The organism is Sphaerotilus uruguayifluvii, from assembly GCF_013294065.1.
Taxonomy (GTDB): domain Bacteria; phylum Pseudomonadota; class Gammaproteobacteria; order Burkholderiales; family Burkholderiaceae_C; genus Sphaerotilus; species Sphaerotilus uruguayifluvii.
In genome coordinates this window covers 60004-81640 of sequence record NZ_JABSNM010000021.1, presented here as the reverse complement: position 1 = coordinate 81640, position 21637 = coordinate 60004, and the positions used below count along the sequence as shown (strand labels likewise).

Annotated in this window: 24 protein-coding genes; 13 read left to right on the top strand and 11 right to left on the bottom strand. The window is 71.5% G+C overall.

Going from position 1 to position 21637, the window contains the following annotated elements; translation table 11 throughout:
* Nucleotides 1-4: 4 nt before the first annotated feature.
* A complete protein-coding gene (locus HNQ01_RS18780; RefSeq protein WP_173807019.1) occupies nucleotides 5-664 on the top strand; it encodes a Smr/MutS family protein in 660 nt (219 codons plus the stop codon).
* Between the two features lie 4 nt (nucleotides 665-668).
* Here HNQ01_RS18780 and HNQ01_RS18775 read toward each other — a convergent pair whose 3' ends face one another.
* From HNQ01_RS18775 to HNQ01_RS18765, 3 genes are all read right to left on the bottom strand, one after another.
* Nucleotides 669-1094 carry a group II truncated hemoglobin gene (locus HNQ01_RS18775; RefSeq protein ID WP_173807018.1) on the bottom strand — a complete coding sequence of 142 codons (426 nt, stop codon included), beginning with the start codon at nucleotides 1092-1094 and terminating at the stop codon, nucleotides 669-671.
* 61 nt (nucleotides 1095-1155) lie between these two features.
* The gene (locus tag HNQ01_RS18770; RefSeq protein WP_173807017.1) at nucleotides 1156-2154 is read right to left on the bottom strand and encodes a MinD/ParA family protein; all 999 of its coding nucleotides are present in this window, start codon (nucleotides 2152-2154) and stop codon (nucleotides 1156-1158) included.
* Complete coding sequence (locus tag HNQ01_RS18765) at nucleotides 2151-2915, bottom strand: GGDEF domain-containing protein (RefSeq protein ID WP_286180968.1); 765 nt, start codon at nucleotides 2913-2915, stop codon at nucleotides 2151-2153. The genes HNQ01_RS18770 and HNQ01_RS18765 overlap by 4 nt, the downstream gene beginning before the upstream one ends.
* A 164-nt stretch (nucleotides 2916-3079) precedes the next feature.
* Here HNQ01_RS18765 and cheD point away from each other — a divergent pair, with 164 nt between their 5' ends.
* Entirely contained in the window at nucleotides 3080-3793 is a 714-nt protein-coding gene (gene cheD, locus HNQ01_RS18760; protein ID WP_173807016.1) for a chemoreceptor glutamine deamidase CheD, read from the top strand.
* Nucleotides 3794-3818: 25 nt separating this feature from the next.
* Nucleotides 3819-5033 (top strand): protein-glutamate methylesterase/protein-glutamine glutaminase, encoded by a 1215-nt coding sequence (locus HNQ01_RS18755; RefSeq protein WP_173807015.1) that lies wholly within the window; start codon nucleotides 3819-3821, stop codon nucleotides 5031-5033.
* Here HNQ01_RS18755 and hemW read toward each other — a convergent pair.
* The 5 genes from hemW to HNQ01_RS18730 all read right to left on the bottom strand — a co-directional run bounded on the left by hemW (nucleotide 5002) and on the right by HNQ01_RS18730 (nucleotide 9704).
* Complete coding sequence (hemW, locus tag HNQ01_RS18750; protein WP_173807038.1) at nucleotides 5002-6207, bottom strand: radical SAM family heme chaperone HemW; 1206 nt, start codon at nucleotides 6205-6207, stop codon at nucleotides 5002-5004. The genes HNQ01_RS18755 and hemW overlap by 32 nt on opposite strands.
* Before the next feature lie 52 nt (nucleotides 6208-6259).
* Complete coding sequence (gene rdgB, locus HNQ01_RS18745; protein WP_173807037.1) at nucleotides 6260-6892, bottom strand: RdgB/HAM1 family non-canonical purine NTP pyrophosphatase; 633 nt, start codon at nucleotides 6890-6892, stop codon at nucleotides 6260-6262.
* Nucleotides 6893-6926: 34 nt separating this feature from the next.
* On the bottom strand, nucleotides 6927-7655 hold the full coding sequence (gene rph, locus HNQ01_RS18740) for a ribonuclease PH (protein ID WP_173807014.1): 729 nt from the start codon (nucleotides 7653-7655) through the stop codon (nucleotides 6927-6929).
* Nucleotides 7656-7767: 112 nt separating this feature from the next.
* A complete protein-coding gene (locus HNQ01_RS18735; RefSeq protein WP_173807013.1) occupies nucleotides 7768-8679 on the bottom strand; it encodes a PP2C family protein-serine/threonine phosphatase in 912 nt (303 codons plus the stop codon).
* A 53-nt stretch (nucleotides 8680-8732) separates the two neighbouring features.
* Nucleotides 8733-9704, bottom strand: coding sequence for a serine/threonine protein kinase (locus HNQ01_RS18730; protein WP_173807012.1), 972 nt, complete (start codon nucleotides 9702-9704; stop codon nucleotides 8733-8735).
* Between the two features lie 29 nt (nucleotides 9705-9733).
* Here HNQ01_RS18730 and HNQ01_RS18725 point away from each other — a divergent pair, with 29 nt between their 5' ends.
* From HNQ01_RS18725 to HNQ01_RS18710, 4 genes are all read left to right on the top strand, one after another.
* Nucleotides 9734-10654 carry a YicC/YloC family endoribonuclease gene (locus HNQ01_RS18725; RefSeq protein WP_173807011.1) on the top strand — a complete coding sequence of 307 codons (921 nt, stop codon included), beginning with the start codon at nucleotides 9734-9736 and terminating at the stop codon, nucleotides 10652-10654.
* 17 nt (nucleotides 10655-10671) lie between these two features.
* Nucleotides 10672-11322: a guanylate kinase gene (gene gmk, locus HNQ01_RS18720; protein WP_173807010.1), complete on the top strand. Its 651-nt coding sequence runs from the start codon at nucleotides 10672-10674 to the stop codon at nucleotides 11320-11322.
* Nucleotides 11323-11344: 22 nt separating this feature from the next.
* Nucleotides 11345-11548: a DNA-directed RNA polymerase subunit omega gene (rpoZ, locus tag HNQ01_RS18715; RefSeq protein ID WP_037483929.1), complete on the top strand. Its 204-nt coding sequence runs from the start codon at nucleotides 11345-11347 to the stop codon at nucleotides 11546-11548.
* A 94-nt stretch (nucleotides 11549-11642) separates the two neighbouring features.
* On the top strand, nucleotides 11643-14054 hold the full coding sequence (locus HNQ01_RS18710; protein WP_286180970.1) for a RelA/SpoT family protein: 2412 nt from the start codon (nucleotides 11643-11645) through the stop codon (nucleotides 14052-14054).
* Between the two features lie 3 nt (nucleotides 14055-14057).
* Here the strand turns inward: HNQ01_RS18710 and greB are convergent, their stop codons facing one another.
* On the bottom strand, nucleotides 14058-14627 hold the full coding sequence (gene greB, locus HNQ01_RS18705) for a transcription elongation factor GreB (RefSeq protein WP_173807009.1): 570 nt from the start codon (nucleotides 14625-14627) through the stop codon (nucleotides 14058-14060).
* A 260-nt stretch (nucleotides 14628-14887) separates the two neighbouring features.
* On the opposite strand from greB, the gene HNQ01_RS18700 reads away from it, so the two are divergent.
* From HNQ01_RS18700 to HNQ01_RS18685, 4 genes are all read left to right on the top strand, one after another.
* Nucleotides 14888-15538: an excisionase family DNA-binding protein gene (locus tag HNQ01_RS18700; protein WP_173807008.1), complete on the top strand. Its 651-nt coding sequence runs from the start codon at nucleotides 14888-14890 to the stop codon at nucleotides 15536-15538.
* A 110-nt stretch (nucleotides 15539-15648) separates the two neighbouring features.
* Nucleotides 15649-16023 carry a response regulator transcription factor gene (locus HNQ01_RS18695; protein ID WP_353621740.1) on the top strand — a complete coding sequence of 125 codons (375 nt, stop codon included), beginning with the start codon at nucleotides 15649-15651 and terminating at the stop codon, nucleotides 16021-16023.
* Between the two features lie 107 nt (nucleotides 16024-16130).
* Complete coding sequence (locus tag HNQ01_RS18690; protein WP_173807006.1) at nucleotides 16131-16838, top strand: response regulator; 708 nt, start codon at nucleotides 16131-16133, stop codon at nucleotides 16836-16838.
* A 40-nt stretch (nucleotides 16839-16878) separates the two neighbouring features.
* Nucleotides 16879-18393, top strand: a complete 1515-nt coding sequence (locus HNQ01_RS18685) for a sensor histidine kinase (RefSeq protein ID WP_217427614.1) — start codon at nucleotides 16879-16881, stop codon at nucleotides 18391-18393.
* On the opposite strand, the gene HNQ01_RS18680 is transcribed toward HNQ01_RS18685, so the two are convergent.
* Both HNQ01_RS18680 and HNQ01_RS18675 read right to left on the bottom strand, forming a co-directional pair.
* Nucleotides 18332-18766: a DUF3717 domain-containing protein gene (locus HNQ01_RS18680; RefSeq protein WP_173807005.1), complete on the bottom strand. Its 435-nt coding sequence runs from the start codon at nucleotides 18764-18766 to the stop codon at nucleotides 18332-18334. The two genes, HNQ01_RS18685 and HNQ01_RS18680, sit on opposite strands and share 62 nt — an antisense overlap.
* Before the next feature lie 69 nt (nucleotides 18767-18835).
* A complete protein-coding gene (locus HNQ01_RS18675) occupies nucleotides 18836-19303 on the bottom strand; it encodes a YidB family protein (protein ID WP_173807004.1) in 468 nt (155 codons plus the stop codon).
* A 163-nt stretch (nucleotides 19304-19466) separates the two neighbouring features.
* On the opposite strand from HNQ01_RS18675, the gene purN reads away from it, so the two are divergent.
* Both purN and HNQ01_RS18665 read left to right on the top strand, forming a co-directional pair.
* Nucleotides 19467-20105: a phosphoribosylglycinamide formyltransferase gene (gene purN / locus HNQ01_RS18670; RefSeq protein ID WP_173807003.1), complete on the top strand. Its 639-nt coding sequence runs from the start codon at nucleotides 19467-19469 to the stop codon at nucleotides 20103-20105.
* Nucleotides 20106-20154: 49 nt separating this feature from the next.
* On the top strand, nucleotides 20155-21423 hold the full coding sequence (locus HNQ01_RS18665) for an RsmB/NOP family class I SAM-dependent RNA methyltransferase (RefSeq protein ID WP_173807002.1): 1269 nt from the start codon (nucleotides 20155-20157) through the stop codon (nucleotides 21421-21423).
* The last annotated feature ends 214 nt before the right edge of the window (nucleotides 21424-21637 follow it).

The following is a 21637-nucleotide window of genomic DNA, read 5'->3' as shown; positions in this document are numbered from 1 at the left end:
CACGATGAAGGTGAATTCGCTGGGCGGCCTGGCCGCGGTGCAGCGGGTGCTGCGCGAGCGCCGTCGCCAGGCCGAGGAGGAGGCCGCGCGCCGCGCCGCCGAGGAGGCCGCGCGCCGGCGCGAGCACGAGCTGTTCGAGCGCACGGTGGGGCCGGTGGTGCGGCTGCGCCTGCAGGGGCGCGCCGAGCTGATGCGCCCGCGCCCGGGACCGCATCCACGCCAGCGCGAGCTCGACGAGGCCGAGGTGATGCGGGTGGCGCTGTCCGACGAGTTCGACCCCGAGTCGCTGATGGAGACCGACGACCAGCTCTCCTACCGCCAGTCCGGCATCGGCGACGACGTGCTGAAGAAGCTGCGCCGCGGCGTCTGGGTCACGCAGGGCCAGATCGACCTGCACGGCCTGACGCGCGATGCCGCGCGCGAGGCGCTGGCCGGCTTCCTGATCGATGCGGGCAAGCGCGGCTGGCGCTGCGTGCGCGTCGTCCACGGCAAGGGCCTGGGCTCGCCGGGGCGCCAGCCGGTGCTCAAGGGCAAGGTGCGCTCGTGGCTGGTGCAGCGCCAGGAGGTGCTGGCGTTCACGCAGGCACGCGGGCCCGATGGCGGCGCCGGCGCGCTGATCGTGCTGCTGGACTCGTCGCGGCGACCCGACGGCCGGCTGCGCTGACGGGTCAGCGGTTGCGCATCCAGTCGGCGGTGCCGAAGAAGCTCTCGGTCAGGCGCTCGATCAGCACCGGGTCGAGCTGCACCTCGTGCATCGCCTGGTGCATGCAGGCCACCCACTGGTCGCGCTCCCTGATGCCGATCGGGAAGGGCAGGTGGCGCGCGCGCAGCCGGGGGTGGCCGAAGCGCTCGATGTAGTGGTTCGGGCCGCCGAGCCAGCCGCTCAGGAACCAGTAGAGCTTGTCGCGCGCGTCGTCGAGCGTGGTGCCGTGCGCTGCGCGCAGCTCGCGGTAGGCGGGCTCCAGGTCCATCAGGTCGTAGAAGCGGTCGACCATCTCGCGCACGCGTGCGTCGCCGCCGACCCATTCGTAGGGCGTGGCCGGCGTGCCGGGCGCGGCATCGTTCGGGGTGGGGTTGTCGGTGTCGGTGCTCATGGCGGGGCACTGTAGCCGAGCCCGCCGGCGCGGGGGATGCGCGCGATCAGTCCGCCGGGCGTCAGGACGTGCTGCCGGCGGTCGTCTCGCCGGGGACGGCCGCGCCGGCCGCGTCCGGTCCGGGCGACGGCGTCTCGGTCGCCTCGCCGGGCGGCACGTCCGGCGCCGCCGGCGCAGGGGTCGGCGGCGCGACCAGCGTCATCTGCATGCCGGGGGGCATGGGCTGGCGTCCGGCCGGCGGGTGCAGCGTGGCCAGCCGCATCGCGATCGCGGCGATGCCCTGCGCCGCGTCCGAGCCGGGATAGGCCAGCGTCACGAGCTGGCGGCGCTGCACCGCCTGCCGCACCGCGGTGTCGCTGACGATCTCGCCGAGCGGGCTGAGCCGGATCGAGCCGCCGGCGGGCAGCGTGACGAAGCGGTCGATGACCGACTGCAGCTGCGCCGCGACATGGCGGCCCTCGCCGTGGCGATGGGTCTGGTTGACCACCAGCATCATCGAGGCGCGGCCCTGCTGCAGGCCCAGCACCTTGACGGTGGCATAGGCGTCGGCCAGCGCGGTCGGCTCGGGCGTGGCGATGACCAGCGTCTCGTCGGCCATCGAGATCGCGTACAGCACCACGTCGGAGATGCCCGCGCCGGTGTCGATCAGCACCCGGTCGTAGTGCGGGCGCACCGTGTCGATCAGCCGCGCGAACTGCTCGCGCACCGTCGGCGTCAGCCGCGAGTACTCGATCAGGCCGGAGCCGGCCAGCAGCACCTGGAAGTCGCCCGGCGCGGTCAGCAGCGCCTGCTCGAGCGTGCCGCGGCCGGTGAAGACGTCGTGCAGCGTGTGGCGTGGCTGCAGGTTCAGCACCACGTCGAGGTTGGCCAGGCCGAGGTCGGCGTCGATGACCAGCACCCGCTCGCCGCGGCGGGCCAGCGCGGCGGCGAGGTTGGCGGCGAGCATCGTCTTGCCGACGCCGCCCTTGCCGCTGGTGATCGCGAACACGCGCGGACGCTCGGCGCGGCCGGTCGCGGTCGGCTCGGGGCCGGGCGAGGTCGTCGGGGTCGTCGTGCTCATCGGGTGGAATCCAGTGTGTCGGGCATGAACGCCGACATGGTGCTGAACAGCATGTCGCGCTCCTCGTTGCTGACCTCCGAATGCGGCGGCAGCTCCATGCAGGTTCGGTTGCGGCCGGCGGCCTTGGCGCGGTAGAGCTGCTGGTCGGCGCGCTCCATCCACAGCCGGGCCGACGAGCGCACCCAGCGCGGCGCGAAGGCCCCGCCGACGCTTGCGGTCACGCTCAGGTGCACGCGGCGCGCGACCTCGATGCGGCAGGACTCGATGGCCAGGCGGATGCGGTCGGCCACCGCCTCGCCGAAGCTGGCCGGGCAGTTCGGCAGCACCGCGGCGAACTCCTCGCCGCCGATGCGCGCCACCGTGTCCATCGGGCGCACGCAGTCCTGCAGCGTGCGTCCGACGGCGCGGATCACCGCGTCGCCGGCGCCGTGGCCGTAGGTGTCGTTGACGCGCTTGAAATGGTCGATGTCGATCAGCAGCAGCATCGCCGACTCGCCCGAGCGCGCCACCCGGTCGATCTCGCCGTCGAGGCTGGCCTCGAACTGGCGGCGGTTGACCAGGCCGGTCATCGGATCGCAGCTCGACAGCATGCACAGGCCGTCGATCAGCGCCTGCAGCCATTCCGGCGAGCCGATCTCGTGGCCCGCCAGCGCGTGCAGCCCCTCGCGCTCGAGAAGCTGCAAGGCCAGATCGACCTGCAGCGGGCGGCCGCCGACGATCACGGTGCCCATCGCGGGGCGGGCCTCGGTCGGTGCGGCCATGGTGGGGCGTCGAAGTTGGAGGGCATGGGGCGGGGCGATGATTTTGCAGTCTAAGGCAGCCACCGCCGGCCGGCCGGGGGAAGAAGGGCGGGGATTGGCGGTTTTCTCGTGCCGTGGCGGCGATGACCTGCACGGCACAGTCCGACACAGTCAGGGAATCCGTCATGACCAACGCCCAGCGAGCCTCCTCCTCCACGACCGCCGATGCCCGCCGCCCCGCCGGGGCCAGGAACTCCGATGCTTCCTCGTCCGAAGCCCGCGTCGTGCCCGGCCGGATCGAGCGCATGCGCGCCGAGCGGCGGGCCTCCGGCGAGGCCTCGTTCTTCTATCGCGAGGTCGCCTTCAACGCCGATGCGGTCAAGGTCATGCCGGGCGAGTACTTCGTGCACAGCGAGGACCTGGTCATCACCACGACGCTGGGTTCGTGCATCGCCGCCTGCCTGTGGGACCGCCAGGCGGCGGTCGGCGGCATCAACCACTTCATGCTGCCGGGCGACGGCTCCTCCGACGACGGCGGCCGCTACGGCTCCTGCGCGATGGAGCTGCTGATCAACGCGCTGATCAAGCGCGGCGCGACCCGGCGCACGATGGAGGCCAAGGTCTTCGGCGGTGCGGCGCTGATCGCCGGCAACGGCGCGCTCAACGTCGGCCAGCGCAACACCAGCTTCGTGCTCGACTATCTGCGCACCGAGGAGATCCCGCTGGTGTCGCAGGACGTGCTCGGCCCCTATCCGCGCAAGGTCTGCTTCTTCCCGAAGACGGGGCGCGCGATGGTGCGCCGCCTGCCGCCGGCGCAGCGCGAGGCCGCGATCGCGCTGGACCAGGACGCGCGCCGCCGCGCCTCGGCCTCCGCCGCCGGCAGCATCGACCTGTTCTGATCCGCTTCCCGTGTCCTCCCGAGCCATGCCCGTGCCTTTCCTGCCCTCGCGCCCGCCGGCCGCACCGATCCGCATCATCGTCGTCGACGATTCCGCGGTGATGCGTGGCCTGATGTCGGGCATCATCGCCCGCCAGGCCGACATGGAGTGCATCGGCGCCGCCTGCGACGCGCTGCAGGCGCGCGAGATGATCCGCGAGCTCGATCCCGACGTGATCACGCTCGACATGGCGATGCCGAAGATGGATGGCCTCGACTTTCTCGAGCGCCTGATGCGGCTGCGGCCGACGCCGACGATCATGGTCACCTCGGCGGCGCAGCGCCAGCCCGACATCGTCAGCCGCGCGCTGGGCCTGGGGGCGGCCGCGGTGATCGACAAGGCCGCGGTCGGCGTGCCCGGGGCCTTCGAGATCTTCGAGCGCGAGCTGCTGACGGCGTTGCGCCAGGCGGCTCAGGGCCGGCCGGTGGCGCGTCGTGCGCCGGTGTCCGCCCCGGTCGTCACGCCATCGAGCGTCTTGGCCACGCCTGCGCCGGCGGCCCTGTCGCAGCCGGTGTCCGCGCCGCCCGCTGTCGTGCCCGGGGCTCCGGGCTCGGCGGCGGCGGAGGTCGGCGAGCGGCGCATCCGGCTGATCGCCATCGGTGCCTCCACCGGCGGCCCGGAGGCCACGCCGCACGTGATCCGCGCACTGTCGCCGCAGGTGCCGCCGGTGGTGATCGTTCAGCACATTCCCGGGGGCTTTTCCGCGCGCTATGCCGCACGGCTCGACACGCTGGGCACGCTGCGGGTCTGCGAGGCCCGCGACGAGATGGTGCTGCAGCAGGGCCACGGCTATGTGGCGCCGGGCGGACGGCATCTGTCGGTGGTCAAGGTCGGCGCCAGCCTGGTCGCGCGGGTCACCGACACCGAGCCGGTCAACCGGCATCGGCCCAGCGTCGACGTGCTGTTCCGTTCGGTCGCGCAGGTGGTGGGCGACCGAGCGCTGGGCGTGATGCTGACCGGCATGGGCGGCGACGGCGCCGAGGGCATGCGCCGCATGCGCGACGCCGGCGCCTGGAACATCGCCCAGGACGAGGCCACCAGCGCGATCTTCGGCATGCCCAAGGAGGCCATCCGTGCCGGCGCCTGCCAGGAGGTGCTGGCGCTGCAGGCCATCGGCCCGCGGCTGATGGCGATGCTGGGCCTGGTCGGCAGCGGCGCGGCCGGCGCGCTCAGGTCAGAAACATCGACTGCAGGTCGCTGAGGAAGTCGAAGCCGCGCGCGCTCGGGCGCACGATGCCGGCGCTGCGGTCGTGTTCGAGCAGGCCGCGCCGCTCGGCCTCGGCCAGCCCGGCCGCGACGGCCGAGGGCGGCAGCCCGGTGCGCTCGCCGAACAGCGCCAGCTCGAAGCCGTCCTTCAGCCGCAGCGTGTTGAGCATGAACTCGAAGGGCAGGGCCTTGCGCCCGACCTCCTCGTCGTTCGAGATCGCCCGGCCGGCCAGCGCGTGCTCCATGTACATCGCCGGGTCGCGCCATCGCACCTGGCGCACGACGCGGTTCGGGAAGCTCAGCTTGGTGTGCGCCCCCGCGCCGATGCCCAGGTAGTCGCCGAACTGCCAGTAGTTCAGGTTGTGCGCGCAGCGGTGGCCGGGCCGCGCGTAGGCCGAGACCTCGTAGCGCGCGAGTCCCGCCTCGCCGGTCAGCGCGGTGATCTGGTCGAGCATCTCGCTGGCAAGATCGTCGTCGGGCAGCGCCGCGGGCGGGCGGCTGGCGAAGACGGTGTTGGGCTCGATCGTCAGGTGGTAGACCGACAGGTGCGGCGGCGCCAGCGCCAGCGCGGTGCGCAGGTCGGCCTCGGCCTCGGCCAGCGTCTGGCCGGGCAGCGCATACATCAGGTCGAGGTTGAAGGTGTCGAAGGCCGCATGGGCCTCTTCGGCTGCGGCCAGCGCCTGCGCGCGGCTGTGCACCCGGCCGAGCGTCTGCAGCCGAGCGTCGTCGAAGGTCTGCACCCCGATCGAGAGCCGGGTCACGCCGGCCTGCCGGAAGGCGCGGAAGCGCTCGCGCTCGAAGGTGCCGGGATTGGCCTCCAGCGTGATCTCGCAGCCCGGCGTGAGCGGCAGCAGCGCGCGCACGTCGGCCAGCAGCCGCTCGATGCCCTCGGGCGAGAACAGGCTGGGCGTGCCGCCGCCGATGAAGATGGTCTGCACATGGCGGCCCCAGACCATCGGCAGCGCCCGCTCCAGGTCGGCGCGCAGCGCGTCCAGGTAGCGCGCCTCGGGATGGCCGCCGGCGGCCGCCTCGTGCGAGTTGAAGTCGCAGTACGGGCACTTGCGCAGGCACCACGGCAGGTGGATGTACAGGCCCAGCGGGGGCGGCGCGCCCAGCTGCAGCGTGCCCGGGCGCAGGTAGCGCGCCAGCAGCGCCTGGTGGTCGGACAGGTCGGCCGCGGGCGGCGGCGAGCGCTGATCCAGCGGCGAGAGAGGGATGCCTTCAGCCACGCTGCCAGACCTCCCGCATCAGCGCGAGCATCTGCGCGCAGGCGATCGCGCGGTGGCTGAGCCGGTTCTTCGTGTCGGCCGGCATCGCCGCGGCGGTGCAGCCCTCGGACGGGATGAACATCAGCGGGTCGTAGCCGAAGCCGCCCGCGCCCTCGGGCGCGGCGAGGATCTCGCCGTTCCAGCGGCCGAAGGCGATCAGCGGCTCCGGGTCGTCGGCCGAGCGCACCGCGACCAGCGCGCAGACGAAGCGCGCGCGCCGGGTCGAGGCGCCGTCGAGCGCGGCGAGCAGCTTGGCGTTGTTGGCCGCGTCCTGTCGGGCGCGCAGCGCCTCGCGGTCGGCGTCGGCCGCCGGCTCCAGCGCGGCGTAGTGCGCCGAGTAGACGCCCGGCGCGCCGCCGAGCGCGTCCACGCACAGGCCGGAGTCGTCTGCGATCGCGGCCAGGCCGGTGGCGGCCGCGGCGTGGCGCGCCTTGGCCAGCGCGTTCTCGATGAAGGTGTGGTGCGGCTCCTCGGCCTCGGCGACGCCGAGCGCGCCTTGCGTCACCAGCTCGACGCCGGCCGGCGCCAGCAGCGCGCCCAGCTCCTTGAGCTTCTTGGCGTTGTTCGACGCCAGCACCAGTCGCAGCGTGTCCATCGTGCGTGTCCCGTGTCCTGGCGGTTCAGTTCGCGGCCAGCGCCGCGCGCTGCAGCGCGATCAGCTCGCGGATGCCCTTGTCGGCCAGGCCGATCAGGCGGTCCATCTCCTCGCGGCTGAAGGGCACGCCCTCGGCGGTGCCCTGCACCTCGACGAAGCCGCCCGAGCCGGTCATCACCACGTTCATGTCGGTGTCGCAGGCCGAGTCCTCGACGTATTCGAGGTCGAGCAGCGCCGCGCCGTCGAGCAGGCCGACCGAGATCGCGGCCACATGGTCGCGGATCGGCGTCTCGGCCAGCAGGCCCTGCGCCAGCAGCTTCGACACCGCGTCATGCGCGGCGACGAAGGCGCCGGTGATCGAGGCGGTGCGGGTGCCGCCGTCGGCCTGCAGCACGTCGCAGTCGATGGTGATGGTGCGCTCGCCGAGCATCTTCAGGTCGAAGACGCTGCGCAGCGAGCGGCCGATCAGGCGCTGGATCTCCTGCGTGCGGCCGGTCTGCTTGCCCTTGGCGGCCTCGCGGCTGGAGCGGGTGTGGGTGGCGCGCGGCAGCATGCCGTACTCGGCGGTGACCCAGCCCTCGCCCGAGCCCTTCTTGTGCGGCGGCACCCGCTCCTCGACCGAGGCGGTGCACAGCACGCGGGTGTCGCCGAACTCGATCAGCACCGAGCCTTCGGCGTGCTTGGTGTAGCCGCGGGTCAGGCGGACGGGGCGCAGCGCGTCGGGCGCGCGGTCGAGGGGGCGGGAAGTGGTCATGTGCGGTCCTGGCCAAGCCGGGCGGTGCGTGGCGGCCCGCCTGCGCGGGCAGCACGGACGCCGGGAAGATGAAAAGGAAGGGAGAGAAGGAAAGCGGGGAGGGCGCCGGCCGCTAGCTGCGCTTCTGCGCGGTGCGGCGGATCGCCTCGTTGATCTCGCGGATCGAGCGCTCGATCTCCTCGTCGTCGAGCTGCCCGTCGTCGAGCCCGGGACCGCCGGCCTGGATGGTCGACTCGAACATGTCGTCGCCGAGCGCGGCGGTCTCGATGCCGGCCAGCGTGTCCTCGTCCTCGGCGGCCTCCCACTCGACGGCGATGACGGTGACGTTGTCGCTCTTGTCGCCGGCGGTGCGCAGCGCCAGCTCCACCAGCTCGGGCACCGCCTCGCCGATCGGCGCGGCGGCCAGCTCGCGGGTGATGGTCTCGTCGTCGATGACGCCCCACAGGCCGTCCGAGCACAGCAGCACCCGGTCGCCGGCCTGCAGCTGCACCGGGCCGACCAGGTCGACCACCGGCTTGCCCGGGCTGCCCAGGCAGGTGAACAGCACGTTGCGGTTGACCTTGTCGCCCAGCGGCACGACGCCGTTGAGCGTCTCCTGCAGCTCGGAGTAGGAATGGTCGCGGGTGCGCGCGATCAGCCGGCCGCCGCGCACCAGATACAGGCGCGAGTCGCCGCAGTGCGCCCACCAGGCCTCGCGGCCCTGCAGGATGCAGGCCACCAGCGTCGTGCGCGGCGTGTCGAGCAGCGCGCGCTCGACCGCGTAGCGCAGCAGCTGGTGGTGGCCGGCGAGAATGCCCTCGCTGAGAAAGCGCCGCGGCTCCTTCAGCATCGGCCGCGCCTCGGCCTGGTACAGCGAGGCCAGCGTCTGCAGCGACATCTGCGAGGCGACCTCGCCCTCCGGGTGTCCGCCCATGCCGTCGGCCAGCGCGAACAGGCCCGAGTCCCGCGTGTAGCAGTAGCCCATGCGGTCCTCGTTCTTCTCGCGGCCGCCGCGGCGGCTGATCTGGTAGACGGAAAAGCGCATGGACGGGGGTTCCGGGCTGGCGTCGGGCGGGTCTGCGGGCGGCGAAGCCGGGCTCACGCCTTCGCGCCCGACTTGATGTTCTCGAGCTGCAGCTTGAGCCGCTCGCTGAAGCTCAGCTTGGTGTAGCGCCGCTCGGTCTCGCGCGAGAGCTCCTTCTGCAGCGCGAACACGCTCTGCGGCCGCGCCAGCGGATCGAGCGACATGCACCACTCGGTCACCTCGATGAGGTTGTCCGAGTAGACGTTGCGCAGCCGGGACAGGCTCAGGCCGAGGCGGTCCTTCTCGATGCGCTGCGGCGCGTCGTTGGGCGGATAGCCCTGCATGCAGGCGTAGATGCACGCGCCGATGGCGTAGATGTCGGTCCAGGGCCCGAGGCTGCCGTCGCGGCGGTACATCTCGGGCGCGGCAAAGCCCGGCGTGTACATCGGCCGGATGAAGTTGCCTTCCTTGCTCAGCACCTCGCGCGCGGCGCCGAAGTCCAGCATCACCGCCTTGTTGTCGTTGGTGATGAAGATGTTGGCCGGCTTGATGTCCAGGTGCAGCATCTTGTGCTGGTGCACGATGCGCAGGCCGCGCAGGATCTCGTCGAAGAGGCTGCGGATCGTGGATTCGCGGAAGACCTTGTCGCGCTTGAGATCGCGCGCGGTGACGATGAAGTCCTGCAGCGTGTCGCCCTGCAGGTAGTTCATCACCATGTAGACGGTCTCGTTCTCGCGGAAGAAGTTCAGCACCGAGACCACGCTCGGATGGCTGATCTGGGCCAGCGAGCGGCCCTCCTCGAAGAAGCTCTTCAGGCCCAGGCGATAGAGCGGCTGCTTGTCCGGCTTGACGCGCGGGATCAGCTCGCCCGGCGCACGCTCGGCGAGCGACGACGGCAGGTACTCCTTCAGGGCCACCAGCCGGCGTTCCGCATCCTCCGCCAGATAGACCACCCCGAAACCACCCGCCGCCAGCTTTCGAATGACCTGGTAGCCTCCGACCACCGTGCCAGGGGGCAGCGGGGCGGGTTTCTGAGGCTTTGACATAATCGTGTTTTGCTTGGGCGAAGTCCGCGATGCCAGTTTACAGCATGACCGGTTATGCCAGTGCCAGTGCCGGCACCGGTAATCCGACCGGGGAAAACACCGAATCGGGCGCAGCCGGCGCCGGGGCCGTGACCGTCGAGCTGCGCTCGGTCAACAGCCGTTTCCTCGACCTGACGCTGCGCCTGCCCGACGAGCTGCGCGCGCTCGAGCCGGGCCTGCGCGAGCAGCTCACGCAGGCCTTCAAGCGCGGCAAGATCGAGCTGCGCCTGCATGGCGAGCGCGCCGACGCCGAGGTGCGCGCGCCCGCGGCCGGGCAGCTGGCCCGGCTGGGCGCGCTGCAGGCGGCGGTGCTGGCGGCGCTGCCGCAGTCCGCGCCGATGAGCGTGCAGGAAGCGCTGCAGTGGTGCCGCTCGACCGCACCGGCGCCGGTGCTCGACGAGGCGGCCACCGAGGCCGCGAAGCAGTGCGTGGTGCGCCTGCGCGAGGCCCGCGCCCGCGAGGGCGAGCGCCTGGTCGCCATCCTGATGGAGCGGGTCGAGGCGCTGCGCCAGCTCGCCGCGCAGGCCGCGCCGCTGGTGCCGCAGGTGGTCGAGCGTCAGCGCCAGCGCTTCCTCGAGCGCTGGAACGAGGCGCTGGTCGCCGCCGGGGCCTCGCAGGGCGTGCCGGCCGAGGCGCTGGCCGAGCGGGCGATGTCGGAGGCCGCGGCCTTCGCGATCCGCATCGACGTCGCCGAGGAGCTGGGCCGGCTGCAGGCCCACCTCGACGAGATCGCCCGGCTGCTGCGCCAGGGCGGCGAGCTGGGCAAGCGGCTCGACTTCCTGATCCAGGAGCTGCACCGTGAGGCCAACACGCTGGGCTCGAAGTCCGCCGCGCTCGAGCTCACCCGCATCTCGGTCGAGATGAAGGTCGCCATCGAGCAGATGCGCGAACAGGTCCAGAACATCGAATGAGTGCCGACAACTCCGCCATGAACACGCCGAATCCCGCCGCCGTGCAGCCTGACTATCCGGGCAACCTTTATGTCGTCTCCGCTCCGAGCGGCGCCGGCAAGTCCAGCCTGGTCAAGGCGCTGCTCGAGCTCGACGCCCGGCTGATGGTGTCGGTCTCGCACACCACGCGCGCGCCGCGCGGCCAGGAGCAGCACGGCCGCGAGTACTGGTTCGTCGGCCAGGACGAGTTCCAGTCGATGATCGACCGCGGCGACTTCTTCGAGTGGGCCCAGGTCCATGGCAACCGCTACGGCACCTCGCGCGCCGCCATCGAGCGCCGCCTGCAGGCCGGCGAGGACGTGGTGCTGGAGATCGACTTCCAGGGCGCGCTGCAGATCAAGCAGATCTTCCCGGCCGCGGTGCTGATCTTCATCCTGCCGCCGTCGTGGGAGGAGCTGCTGCAGCGCCTGCGCCGGCGCGGCGAGGACGCCGCCGAGGTCATCGAGCAGCGCATGATCAACGCCCGGCACGAGGTCGCGCAGGCGCGCCACTTTGACTACATCGTCGTCAACGCGCTGTTCGACACCGCGCTGTTCGACCTCAAGACCATCGTGCATGCCCAGCGGCTAAAATACTCGACCCAGCGTCGCAGCCGTCCGGCCGTGTTCGACGCCCTCCAACTCTCCTGAACTGCGGAAGAAAAGACCCACCATGGCACGCATCACCGTCGAAGACTGTCTGCAGAAGATTCCCAACCGCTTCCAGCTGGTGCTGGCCGCGACCTATCGCGCCCGCATGCTCAGCCAGGGCCATGCCCCGAAGGTCGAGACCAAGAACAAGCCCGGCGTGACCGCGCTGCGCGAGATCGCCGCCGGCCAGGTCGGCGTCGAGATGCTGCGCAAGGTCCCGACCTGAGCGCCGGTCCGGCCTGCTGCCCTTGATTCCCGTTCCGGCCCGGGACACGCTAGAGTGAAGCATGGTGTCCCGCACTGCTGATGTCCTGCGTCGCATGTTCTTCCCGTCGTGGCGACGGACGGGAGGCAAGGCCGGAGCGGCCGATCACGAGCTGTTCCCCGAGACCCAGCTGCCCGAGTCCGACGCGATCCCGATCGCCGAGGACACGCGGCTCGAGCTGGCCGGTCGCCAGCGCCTGCGCGAGCGTGTCGGCAAGCCGGTGGCACCGGTGATCGACGCCGTGCCGGGCGCGCATGGCGCCAGCACCGCCTCCTTCGCGGTGCTGACCGCCAAGCTCGACTACCTCGACGAGCACGACATCCGCCGCGTGCGCGAGGCCTACCGCTTCGCCGACGAGGCGCACCTGGGCCAGTTCCGCGCCAGCGGCGAGCCCTACATCACGCATCCCATCGCCGTCGCCGGCCTGTGCGCCGACTGGAAGCTCGATGCGCAGGCCATCATGGCCGCGCTGATGCACGACACGATGGAGGACTGCGGCATCACCAAGGCCGAGATGGTCGAGCGCTTCGGCGCGGCCACCGCCGACATCGTCGACGGCCTGACCAAGCTCGACAAGCTGCAGTTCTCGACCCGCGAGGAGTCGCAGGCCGAGTCCTTCCGCAAGATGCTGCTGGCGATGGCGCGCGACGTGCGCGTCATCCTGATCAAGCTCGCCGACCGCATGCACAACATGCGCACGATGGAGGCGATGGCCGCGAACAAGCGCGCCCGCATCGCGCGCGAGACGCTCGAGATCTACGCGCCCATCGCGCACCGGCTCGGCCTGAACCAGTGCTACCGCGAGCTGCAGGAGGCGTCGTTCCGCTTCCTGAGCCCGTGGCGCCACGCGGCGCTGTCCAAGGCCGTGGCGAAGGCGCGCGGCCACCGGCGCGACCTGGTCGAGCGGGTGCGCCAGGAGGTGGAGCTCGCGCTGACGCAGGCCGAGGTGCCCGCGCAGGTCTACGGCCGCGAGAAGACCGTCCACTCGATCTACACGAAGATGCGCGAAAAGCACCTGAGCTTCGCGCAGGTCAGCGACATCTTCGGCTTCCGCCTGGTGGTGGCCTCGCTGCCGGAGTGCTATCTGGCGCTGGGCGTGCTGCACCAGCTCTACAAGCCGGTGCCGGGGCGCTTCAAGGACTACATCGCCATCCCGAAGGCCAACGGCTACCAGTCGCTGCACACCACCGTCGTCAGCCCGCTGGGCACGGCGATCGAGTTCCAGATCCGCACCGCCGCGATGCACGCGGTGGCCGAGGCCGGCATCGCCGCGCACTGGATGTACAAGACCAGCCACGGCAGCGAGGCGCCCGACAACCGGCCCGACACCAAGCATCTGGGCACGATGTGGCTGCAGTCGCTGGTCGACATCCAGAGCGAGACGCGCGACTCGGCCGAGTTCCTCGAGCACGTCAAGATCGACCTCTTCCCGGATTCGATCTACGTCTTCACGCCGAAGAGCAAGATCCTGGCGCTGCCGCGCGGCGCCACGCCGGTCGACTTCGCCTATGCGATCCACTCGCGCGTGGGCGACCACTGCGTGGCTGCGCGCGTCAACGGCGAGCCGGTGGCGCTGCGCACCGCGCTGTCCTCGGGCGACGTGGTCGAGATCATCACCGCCCCGTCGGCCCGGCCCAATCCGGCCTGGCTCAACTTCGTGCGCACCGGCAAGGCCCGCTCGAAGATCCGCCATCACCTGAAGAACATGGAGGCCGAGGAGTCCTACGACCTCGGCCTGAAGCTGCTCGCGCAGGCGCTGCGCACCGAGGGCCTGCCGCTGCCCGGCGTCGACGACAGCGACCTCAGCGAGGCCGACGCGCAGCTCTGGCAGTCGCTGGTGCGCTGGAGCGGCAACCGCAACCGGCGCGAGCTGCTGGTCGACATCGGCCTGGGCCGCAAGATCGCCGTCATCGTCGCAAAGCGCCTGGCACGCCAGATGGTCGAGCAGGGCCGCCGGCCCGATGCGGTCACGCTGTCGATGGGCCGCTACGCGGTCGACAGCGAGGCGCCGACCCAGGGCACGATCGTCATCGACGGCAGCGAGAACGCGACGATCCAGCTCGCCACCTGCTGCCAGCCCATTCCCGGCGATCACATCGTCGGCTACCTCGGCCGCGGCGAGGGCCTGACGGTGCACACCGCCGAGTGCTCGGTCGGCAAGCGGCTGTTCGAGCGCGATCCGGAGCGCTGGCTCGGCGTCGAGTGGTCGGATCAGCCGGTGCGCGCCTTCCGCACCGCGGTCGGCGTCCTGGTGCGCAACGGCACCGGGGTGCTGGCCGAGGTGGCCCAGGCGGTGAGCCTGGCCGAGGCCGACATCGCCCACATCGACATGGATCCGACGCGCGCCGGCGAGACCTCCGAGCTGAAGCTGACGCTGGCGGTGCGCGATCGCCAGCATCTGGCCGACGTGCTGCGCGTGGTGCGGCGCAGCCCGTCGGTGATGCGCGTGGCGCGCATCCGGCCCTGAGCTTCAGCCCGCCTCGCCCGGGGCGGGATAGCGCACCTCCAGCACCTCGATGCGCTGCAGTCCGGCCGGGGTCATCAGCGTCACCTCGTCGCCCTCGCGGGCCTTCAGGAGCGCCCGCGCGATCGGCGCGATCCAGCTGACCTCGCCGTGCAGGCTGTCGGCCTCGTCGATGCCCTTGATCGTGATGGTGTGCTCGGTCCCTTGCGGGTCGGCATAGGTGACGGTCGCGCCGAAGAAGATCTGGTCCTTGCCGTGGTGCGCCGACGGATCGGCGACCTCGGCGATGTCGAGCCGGCGCGTCAGGTAGCGGATGCGCCGGTCGATCTCGCGCAGGCGCTTCTTGCCGTAGAGGTAGTCGCCGTTCTCCGAGCGGTCGCCGTTCTTCGCCGCCCAGGACACCGTGTCGACGACCTTCGGCCGCTCCACGTCGAGCAGCGTCATCAGCTCGGCGCGCAGCTGCCGCCACCCTTGCGGCGTCATGTAATTTCGTGTACCGGCAGGCAGGGGCGGCAGGCCTTGAAAATCGTCTTCGTCGTCGTCAGATGCCTGATTGCTGATGAATGCCTTGCTCATGTCGCGTCCCGGGGCGATTTTTCGCGCTTTTTTGGTACGATCCGTACCCGCAAATCAGGGGGTTTGTTGCAAATATTCATCATATTGGGTGCGCATAATTCGTAATTGAGCCGCGAAATACGTCACACTTTGAAACTTCCAGTCCTACAGCAGGGGAAGCGCGCTGCCGATGACCCGGGCAAGCCGCAAAAAGATGAGCTGGAGACTCGCGAACTCGGTCAGACGAGCTCGCCCGATCTGTGTTTTAGAGGGCCCCTGCCATGTCCCGTCCCCATTTTGCTCAAGATCCTCTGGATCCGTTGCTGACGACCCGCGAAGCCGCGCTGCGGCTCGGCGTGTCGCTGCGCACGGTCCAGCTGTGGGTCGAGGCCGGCACGCTGCCGGCCGGTCGAACCCCGGGTGGTCACCGCCGCATCCGCCTGTCCGCCGTCGAGGCGCTGGCGCAGCGCAGCGGTCTGCGTCCGGCGGCTCCGACCTCGCTGTCCTCGCCCTCGTCGGCCAACGCGCCGCTCGATGTCCTGCTGATCGCCTCCAGCGTCGATCAGCTGCAGCTCTGGCAGGAGGTGCTGCAGCCGCTCGGCCCGAGCGTGGCGCTGCGCGGAGCCAACAACGGCTACACCGGCCTGCTGCAGCTCGGCCGCAAGTCGCCGGACCTGCTGGTGACCGATCTGGCCATGCCTGACATCGACGGCTACGCGATGCTGCTGACGCTCTCCAGCCTGAACGAGTACGGCTCGCTGCGGGTGCTGGCGATCACCAGCCAGACGCCGCACCAGATCGCCGAGCGCGGCGGCCTGCCCGAGCGCGTGCGCGTGATCCACCAGCCGGCGCCGGCGATCGCGGTGCGTGCCTGGGTGGAATCGGAGATGATCCGCATGGGACGCAGCGTGCACGCCGAAGGCGTGCAGTGAGTCCGGTGCGCTGAGTCCGATCCGCATCCAGGGCCGGCACCGCCGGCCCTTCGTCCATCCAGTGACTGCAACGCTTCATCGCGCCACGAGGAAGAGATCCGGGCATGAGCATCCGCCGCATCCTGATCGTCGAGGACCAGATCGACATTCGCCGGTTCATCCGGATGACGCTGGAGATGGGCGAGCACGAGCTGCACGAGGCGGCCGACGGCGAGTCGGCGCTGGCGCAGGCGCAGGCGCTCCGGCCTGATCTGGTGCTGCTCGACGTGATGATGCCCGGCGCGCTCGACGGGCTGGAGGTCTGCCGACGTCTGCGCGCCGATCCGCGGCACGCCGGGCTGAAGGTGCTGCTGCTGAGCGCTCGCGGACGCAGCGAGGATCTGGAGGCCGGCCGTCAGGCCGGGGCCGATGCCTGTCTCGTCAAGCCGTTCAGTCCGATCGACCTGCTCGGCCGGGTCGAGGCGATGCTGGAGGCGGGCGGCTGAGGCGTGCCGGCCGGCACATCTTCTTTACAGCGGCTGCACGACCGGATGACGTCGGCGATCGACGATACTGCATGCTCCCCGAGACAGCCCGTTCCTCCGATTCCCCCATGAGCGCCCGAGTCCTCCTGATCGACGACGATGCCCGGCTGACCGGCATGGTCAGTTCCTACCTGAGTTCGGCCGGTCTGCAGGTGTCCGTGGCTGGCGATCTCGCGCAGGGGCGCGCACGGCTGCAGCGCGAGCTCTTCGACGTGCTGGTGCTCGACCTGATGCTGCCCGACGGCGACGGCTTGGACCTGACGCGCGAGCTGCGCGCCGATCCGCGCCTGCGCAGCCTGCCGCTGCTGATGCTGACCGCGCGCGGCGAGCCGATGGACCGCATCATCGGTCTGGAGCTCGGCGCCGACGACTACCTGCCCAAGCCCTTCGAGCCGCGCGAGCTGCTCGCGCGCATCAAGGCGCTGCTGCGCCGCGCCACGCCGCTGGGCGATGATGCGGTGCTGCGCTTCGGCCGGCTCGAGGTCGACGTCAACGCCCGCCAGGTGCGGGTCGATGGCCGCATCTGCGAGCTGACCAGCTACCAGTTCGACATCCTGCAGGTGATGGCGCGCAGCCCCGGCCGGGTCCTCTCGCGCGACCAGATCATGGATGCGCTCAAGGGCCACCCGATCGAGGCCTTCGACCGCAGCATCGACGTGCATGTCTCGCGCATCCGCGCCGCGATCGAGGACGATCCGAAGAACCCGCGCCGCATCCTGACGGTGCGCGGCTCCGGCTACGTCTTCGCGCGCAAGCAGGACGCCGACGCGGCCTGAGCGGCCGTCTCGCCGCCGCCTCCAGGAAGGTCTGTCCGTCATGCGCTGGCGCTGGCGTCGCGACACGGGGGTGCGCAGCCTCTATCTGAGCATCTACTTCACCGTCGTTGCGGTGCTGCTGGTGTTCGCGCTGATCGCCGCGGTGCTGTTCCGTCGCCATGCCGCGGCCGAGGAAGGGCGCATCGAGGCCGCGGTGCTCGACCGCACCCGGGCGATGTCCGCGCTGATCGAGAAGAGCCTGCCGGCGGCCGGTGCGCCCGAGGACGAGCAGCGCGATGCGCTGCTGGACTGGTCGCACCAGCTCAAGCTGCCGCTGGCGCTCGACGACGCCGGCGGGCGCCGCATCGCCGAATCCCCGGTCTACCGACGCATCGTCGACGAGCGCGGCCGGCCCGAGTCCGAGGTGGCGCTGGCCTCGCGCCTGCCCGACGGCCGGGTGCTGTGGACGCTGAAGATCAAGCTCAAGGGGGACAAGGGCGGCCGTCATGGCCCGGGGCATGGCCACGGTCCGCCCGGACCCGGTGGACCTGGCGGATCCGGCGGGCCGGACCAGGACGGTCGGCCGCCGGGCGGACGCCCCTTCGATCTCGGTCCGCCGCTGGGCGGGCCGGGGCCGCTCGACCGGCTCGGCCTGGGCGGGCCGGGCCTGCTCGACGAGGCCACCGGCGTGCTGCTGCTGCTCGGGGCACTGTTCGTCGCGGTGACCGCCGGGGCCTATCCGGTGGTGCGCCGGCTGACGCGCCGGCTCGAGATCCTGCAGCGTGGCGTCGAGCTCTTCGGCAGCGGCCGGCTGTCGCACCGCGTCGATGCCCGCGGGCGCGACGAGGTCGCTGCCGTGGCCGCGAGCTTCAACCAGGCGGCGCAGCGCATCGAGGACCTGGTGCGTTCGAACCGCTCGCTGCTGGCCAACGCCAGCCATGAGCTGCGCTCGCCGCTGGCGCGGCTGAAGATGGCCGTGTCGATGTTCGACCATGCCGATCCGGCCCAGCACGAGGAACTGCGCCGCGAGATCGACCGCGACATCCGCGAGCTCGACGAGCTGGTCGAGGAGGTGCTGCTGGCCAGCCGGCTCGATGCGCGCTCGGACATGCAGCCCGAGCTGGTCGATCTGCTCGGCCTGCTGGTCGAGGAGGCCGCGCGGGTCGGGGCCGAGGCCGGCGGCGAGGAGGTGCAGGTGCTCGGCGAGGAGCGGCTGCTGCGCCGCGCGCTGCGCAACCTGCTGGAGAACGCGCGCCGCTACGGCGGCGACGAGGTCTCGGCCGACGTCGGCACGCTGCCGGACGGCCGCATCGAGATCAGCATCCGCGATCGCGGCCCCGGCGTGCCGGCGGAGTTCCGCGAGCGCATCTTCGAGCCCTTCTACCGCCTGCCCGGCCATGCCGAGCGCGCGGGCGGCGTCGGCCTCGGGCTGTCGCTGGTGCGCCAGATCGCCGAGCGCCACGGCGGCAGGGTGCGCTGCGAGGGCCGCGAGGGCGGCGGCACCTGCTTCGTCATCACGCTGCCGAGTCCGATGCTGGGCGACGACGCTCCGGCGCTCGGTCGGCATAGCGGTTGAAGCGCCAGGCGCTGCCCTCGGCGATGATGCGGCGCCAGATGACGCGCTTCTCGCCCGGGCTCATCGCCGGCCAGTGCCGGACCTCCTCAAAGCTGCGCCCGCAGCCCTTGCAGACCGCGTCGCCCTGGGCAGTCGAGCAGATCGCGATGCAGGGCGCGTCGGGCGTGCTGTCGTACCAGGCCAGCCAGGCCTCGCGGGCCGGCGGCGGCAGCGTGTCCTCGTCGTGCGCGGTCTCGCGGAAGTAGCTCATCCGCGCGTAGACCTCGGCCAGCGCGCGCAGCGGCGCGCCGAGCTCGACGCCGTCGGGCGAGGGGCTGCGCCGGCGCCACCAGTTGATGGCGTTCTCGATGTCGGTGATGTGGATGTCGGCCATGGCCACGCGAGCATAGCGGCCGACGCCCGCCCCCGGCATCGTCAGGGGCGGGCCGGGCTCAGCGGCGGCTCAGCGCGCGCCGCCGAGCAGGCCGCCGAGGATCTGCGGCAGCATCGCGCCCAGGTCGGTGCCCTGCTGCGGCAGGCGGCCGTCCGGCGTCATCGCGTCGACCACCTGCGGCAGGATCTGCGCCAGCGCGCCACCGGCTGCGCCGCTGTCCATGCCGGCGCTGCGCGCGAGCTGGCCCAGCACGTCCGGGCCGAGCACCTGGCCGATCTGCTCGGCCGAGACCGGCAGGTTCTGGCCGGTCGACACCCAGGAAGAGGCCACGTCGCCCAGGCCGCTGCGCTGGAACTGCTCCAGCAGTCCGCCCAGGCCGCCGGCCGGCGCGCCGGCCTGGGCCGCGCCGCCGCCACCGAGGCCGCCGTTCATCAGCATGCCGATCAGTGCCTGGATCAGGGCGGCCTGGCCACCCTGCTGCGAGCCACCGAGCGCCTGGCTCACCACCGAGCCGACCAGAGAGTCGAGCAGTCCCATCTGTGTTCTCCTGTTGGAATCGAAACGAAGAAAGAAGATCGTGAATCGCGACAAGGTTCACGCTGCGCCGGGGGCGCGGGGGCTACTGTGACCGGTTTCCATGACCTTGTCATGCGACCAATGGCCGGGTCCTCTGCCGGGCGCCGATTACACTCCCGCACCCATGAAACGCATCGTGATCCTGATTTCCGGCCGGGGCTCCAACATGGAGGCCATCCAGAAGGCCTGCATGGCCGAGGGCTGGCCCGCCTCCGTCGTCGCCGTCATCAGCAACCGGCCGCAGGCCGGGGGGCTGGCCTGGGCCCGGGCGCAGGGCATCGCCGCGGTCGGCCTGGACCACCGCGCGCATGCCGACCGCGCCGCCTTCGACGCCGCGCTGGCCGAGGAGATCGACCGGCACCAGCCCGACCTGGTGGTGCTGGCCGGCTTCATGCGCATCCTGACGCCCGAGTTCGTCGCGCGCTACGCCGGCCGGCTGCTGAACATCCACCCGTCGCTGCTGCCGTCCTTCGGCGGGCTGCACACGCACGAGCGTGCGCTGCAGGCGGGCTGCAAGTTCGCCGGGGCCACGGTGCATTTCGTGACGCCCGAGCTGGATCATGGTCCGATCGTCGTGCAGGCGGCGGTGCCGGTGCGCCAGGGCGACACGCCCGACACGCTGGCCGAGCGCATCCTGCGCTGCGAGCATGTGATCTACCCGCGCGCGGTGCGCTGGTTCGTCGAGGACCGCCTCGCGGTCGATGAGTCGGGCGTCGTGCGCCATCTTGACGGCGCCGAGCAGTGGCTGTTCGATCCGCGCTGAGCCGTCCTTTCCTGTCCGATCTTCCGATTCCGTTCCCGAGGAGCCCTCGATGACCCCCAAGGCCCTGTTCGCCCTGTGCGACGAGCTGCTGCACGAGGTGCTGCGCTTCACCACGCCCGCCGATGCGGTGGTGTCGTCCTTCTTCCGCCAGAACCGTGCGCTGGGCGCCCGCGAGCGCCAGACGCTGGCCGAGACGGTCTACGAGGTGCTGCGCCGGCGCGCCAAGTACCAGTACCTGGCGCGCTCGGGCCACGGCTCGATCGAGCGCCGGCTGATCCTGCTGGCCTGGCAGGGCTCGGAGGCCTACCTCAACGCCGCGATCACCGAGGGCGAGCGCACCTGGCTGGACAACTGCCGCCAGTTCGACCCGATGAAGGCCTCCAAGGGCCACAACGCCGCGCTGGTGCACAACCTGCCCGAGTGGCTGGTCGAGCCGCTGAAGGCGCAGGTCGGCGAGGAGTTCGACGCGCTGGCCGAGGCGCTGCTGCAGCCCGCCGGGCTGGACCTGCGCGTCAACGCGATCAAGGTCAAGCGCGAGGCCGCGCAGGAGGCGCTGGCCGCCGAGGGCATCCGTGCGCAGCCGACGCCGTTCTCGCCGCTGGGCCTGCGCGTCGACGGCAAGCCGGCGCTCAACCGCACCGAGGTCTTCAACCGCGGCGAGGTCGAGGTGCAGGACGAGGGCAGCCAGCTGCTGGCGCTGCTGACCGAGGCCAGGCGCGGCGAGATGGTGGTGGACTTCTGCGCCGGCGCCGGCGGCAAGACGCTGGCGCTGGGCGCGATGATGCGCAACACCGGCCGGCTCTACGCCTTCGACGTGTCGGCGCACCGGCTGGCGGCGCTCAAGCCGCGCCTGGCGCGCAGCGGGCTGTCGAACGTCTATCCGGCGGGCATCACCCACGAGCGCGACGACCGCGTCAAGCGCCTGGCGGGCAAGATCGACCGGGTGCTGGTCGACGCGCCGTGCTCCGGCCTGGGCACGCTGCGCCGCAATCCCGACCTGAAGTGGCGCCAGAGCGAGAAGTCGGTGGCCGAGCTGACCGCCAAGCAGGGGTCCATCCTGGACAGCGCCGCTCGCCTGGTGAAGTCCGGCGGCCAGCTGGTCTACGCGACCTGCAGCGTGCTCGAGGCCGAGAACGAGGCCATCGTGCGTGCATTCACCGAGGCTCATCCGGATTTCGAGATGCTTGATGCCGCCGAGGTGCTCGAGCGCCAGAAGGTCGAGCAGGCCGCCTCGCTGTGCCACGACGGCATGCTGCGGCTGTGGCCGCACCGCCACGGCACCGACGGCTTCTTCGCCGCGGTCTGGCGCCGGCGCTGAACTGCCGCGGCCGGCCCGGGCTTGGCCCGGCCGCAGTGTGCGCATTCGGAGCGATGCCGGGGGCTTCAATGTCCCGTCTCGGGACTTGCCCTTGTCCCTGCGCACGACGGGGCGAATAGAATCCACGTCCCGCCTGTGCCTCGGACTTCCTCGTCGCGGATCTTCCGGAACGCTGGCGCCCCCCGCCTGCGCCCATGCCTGTCGCAGGCTCCGT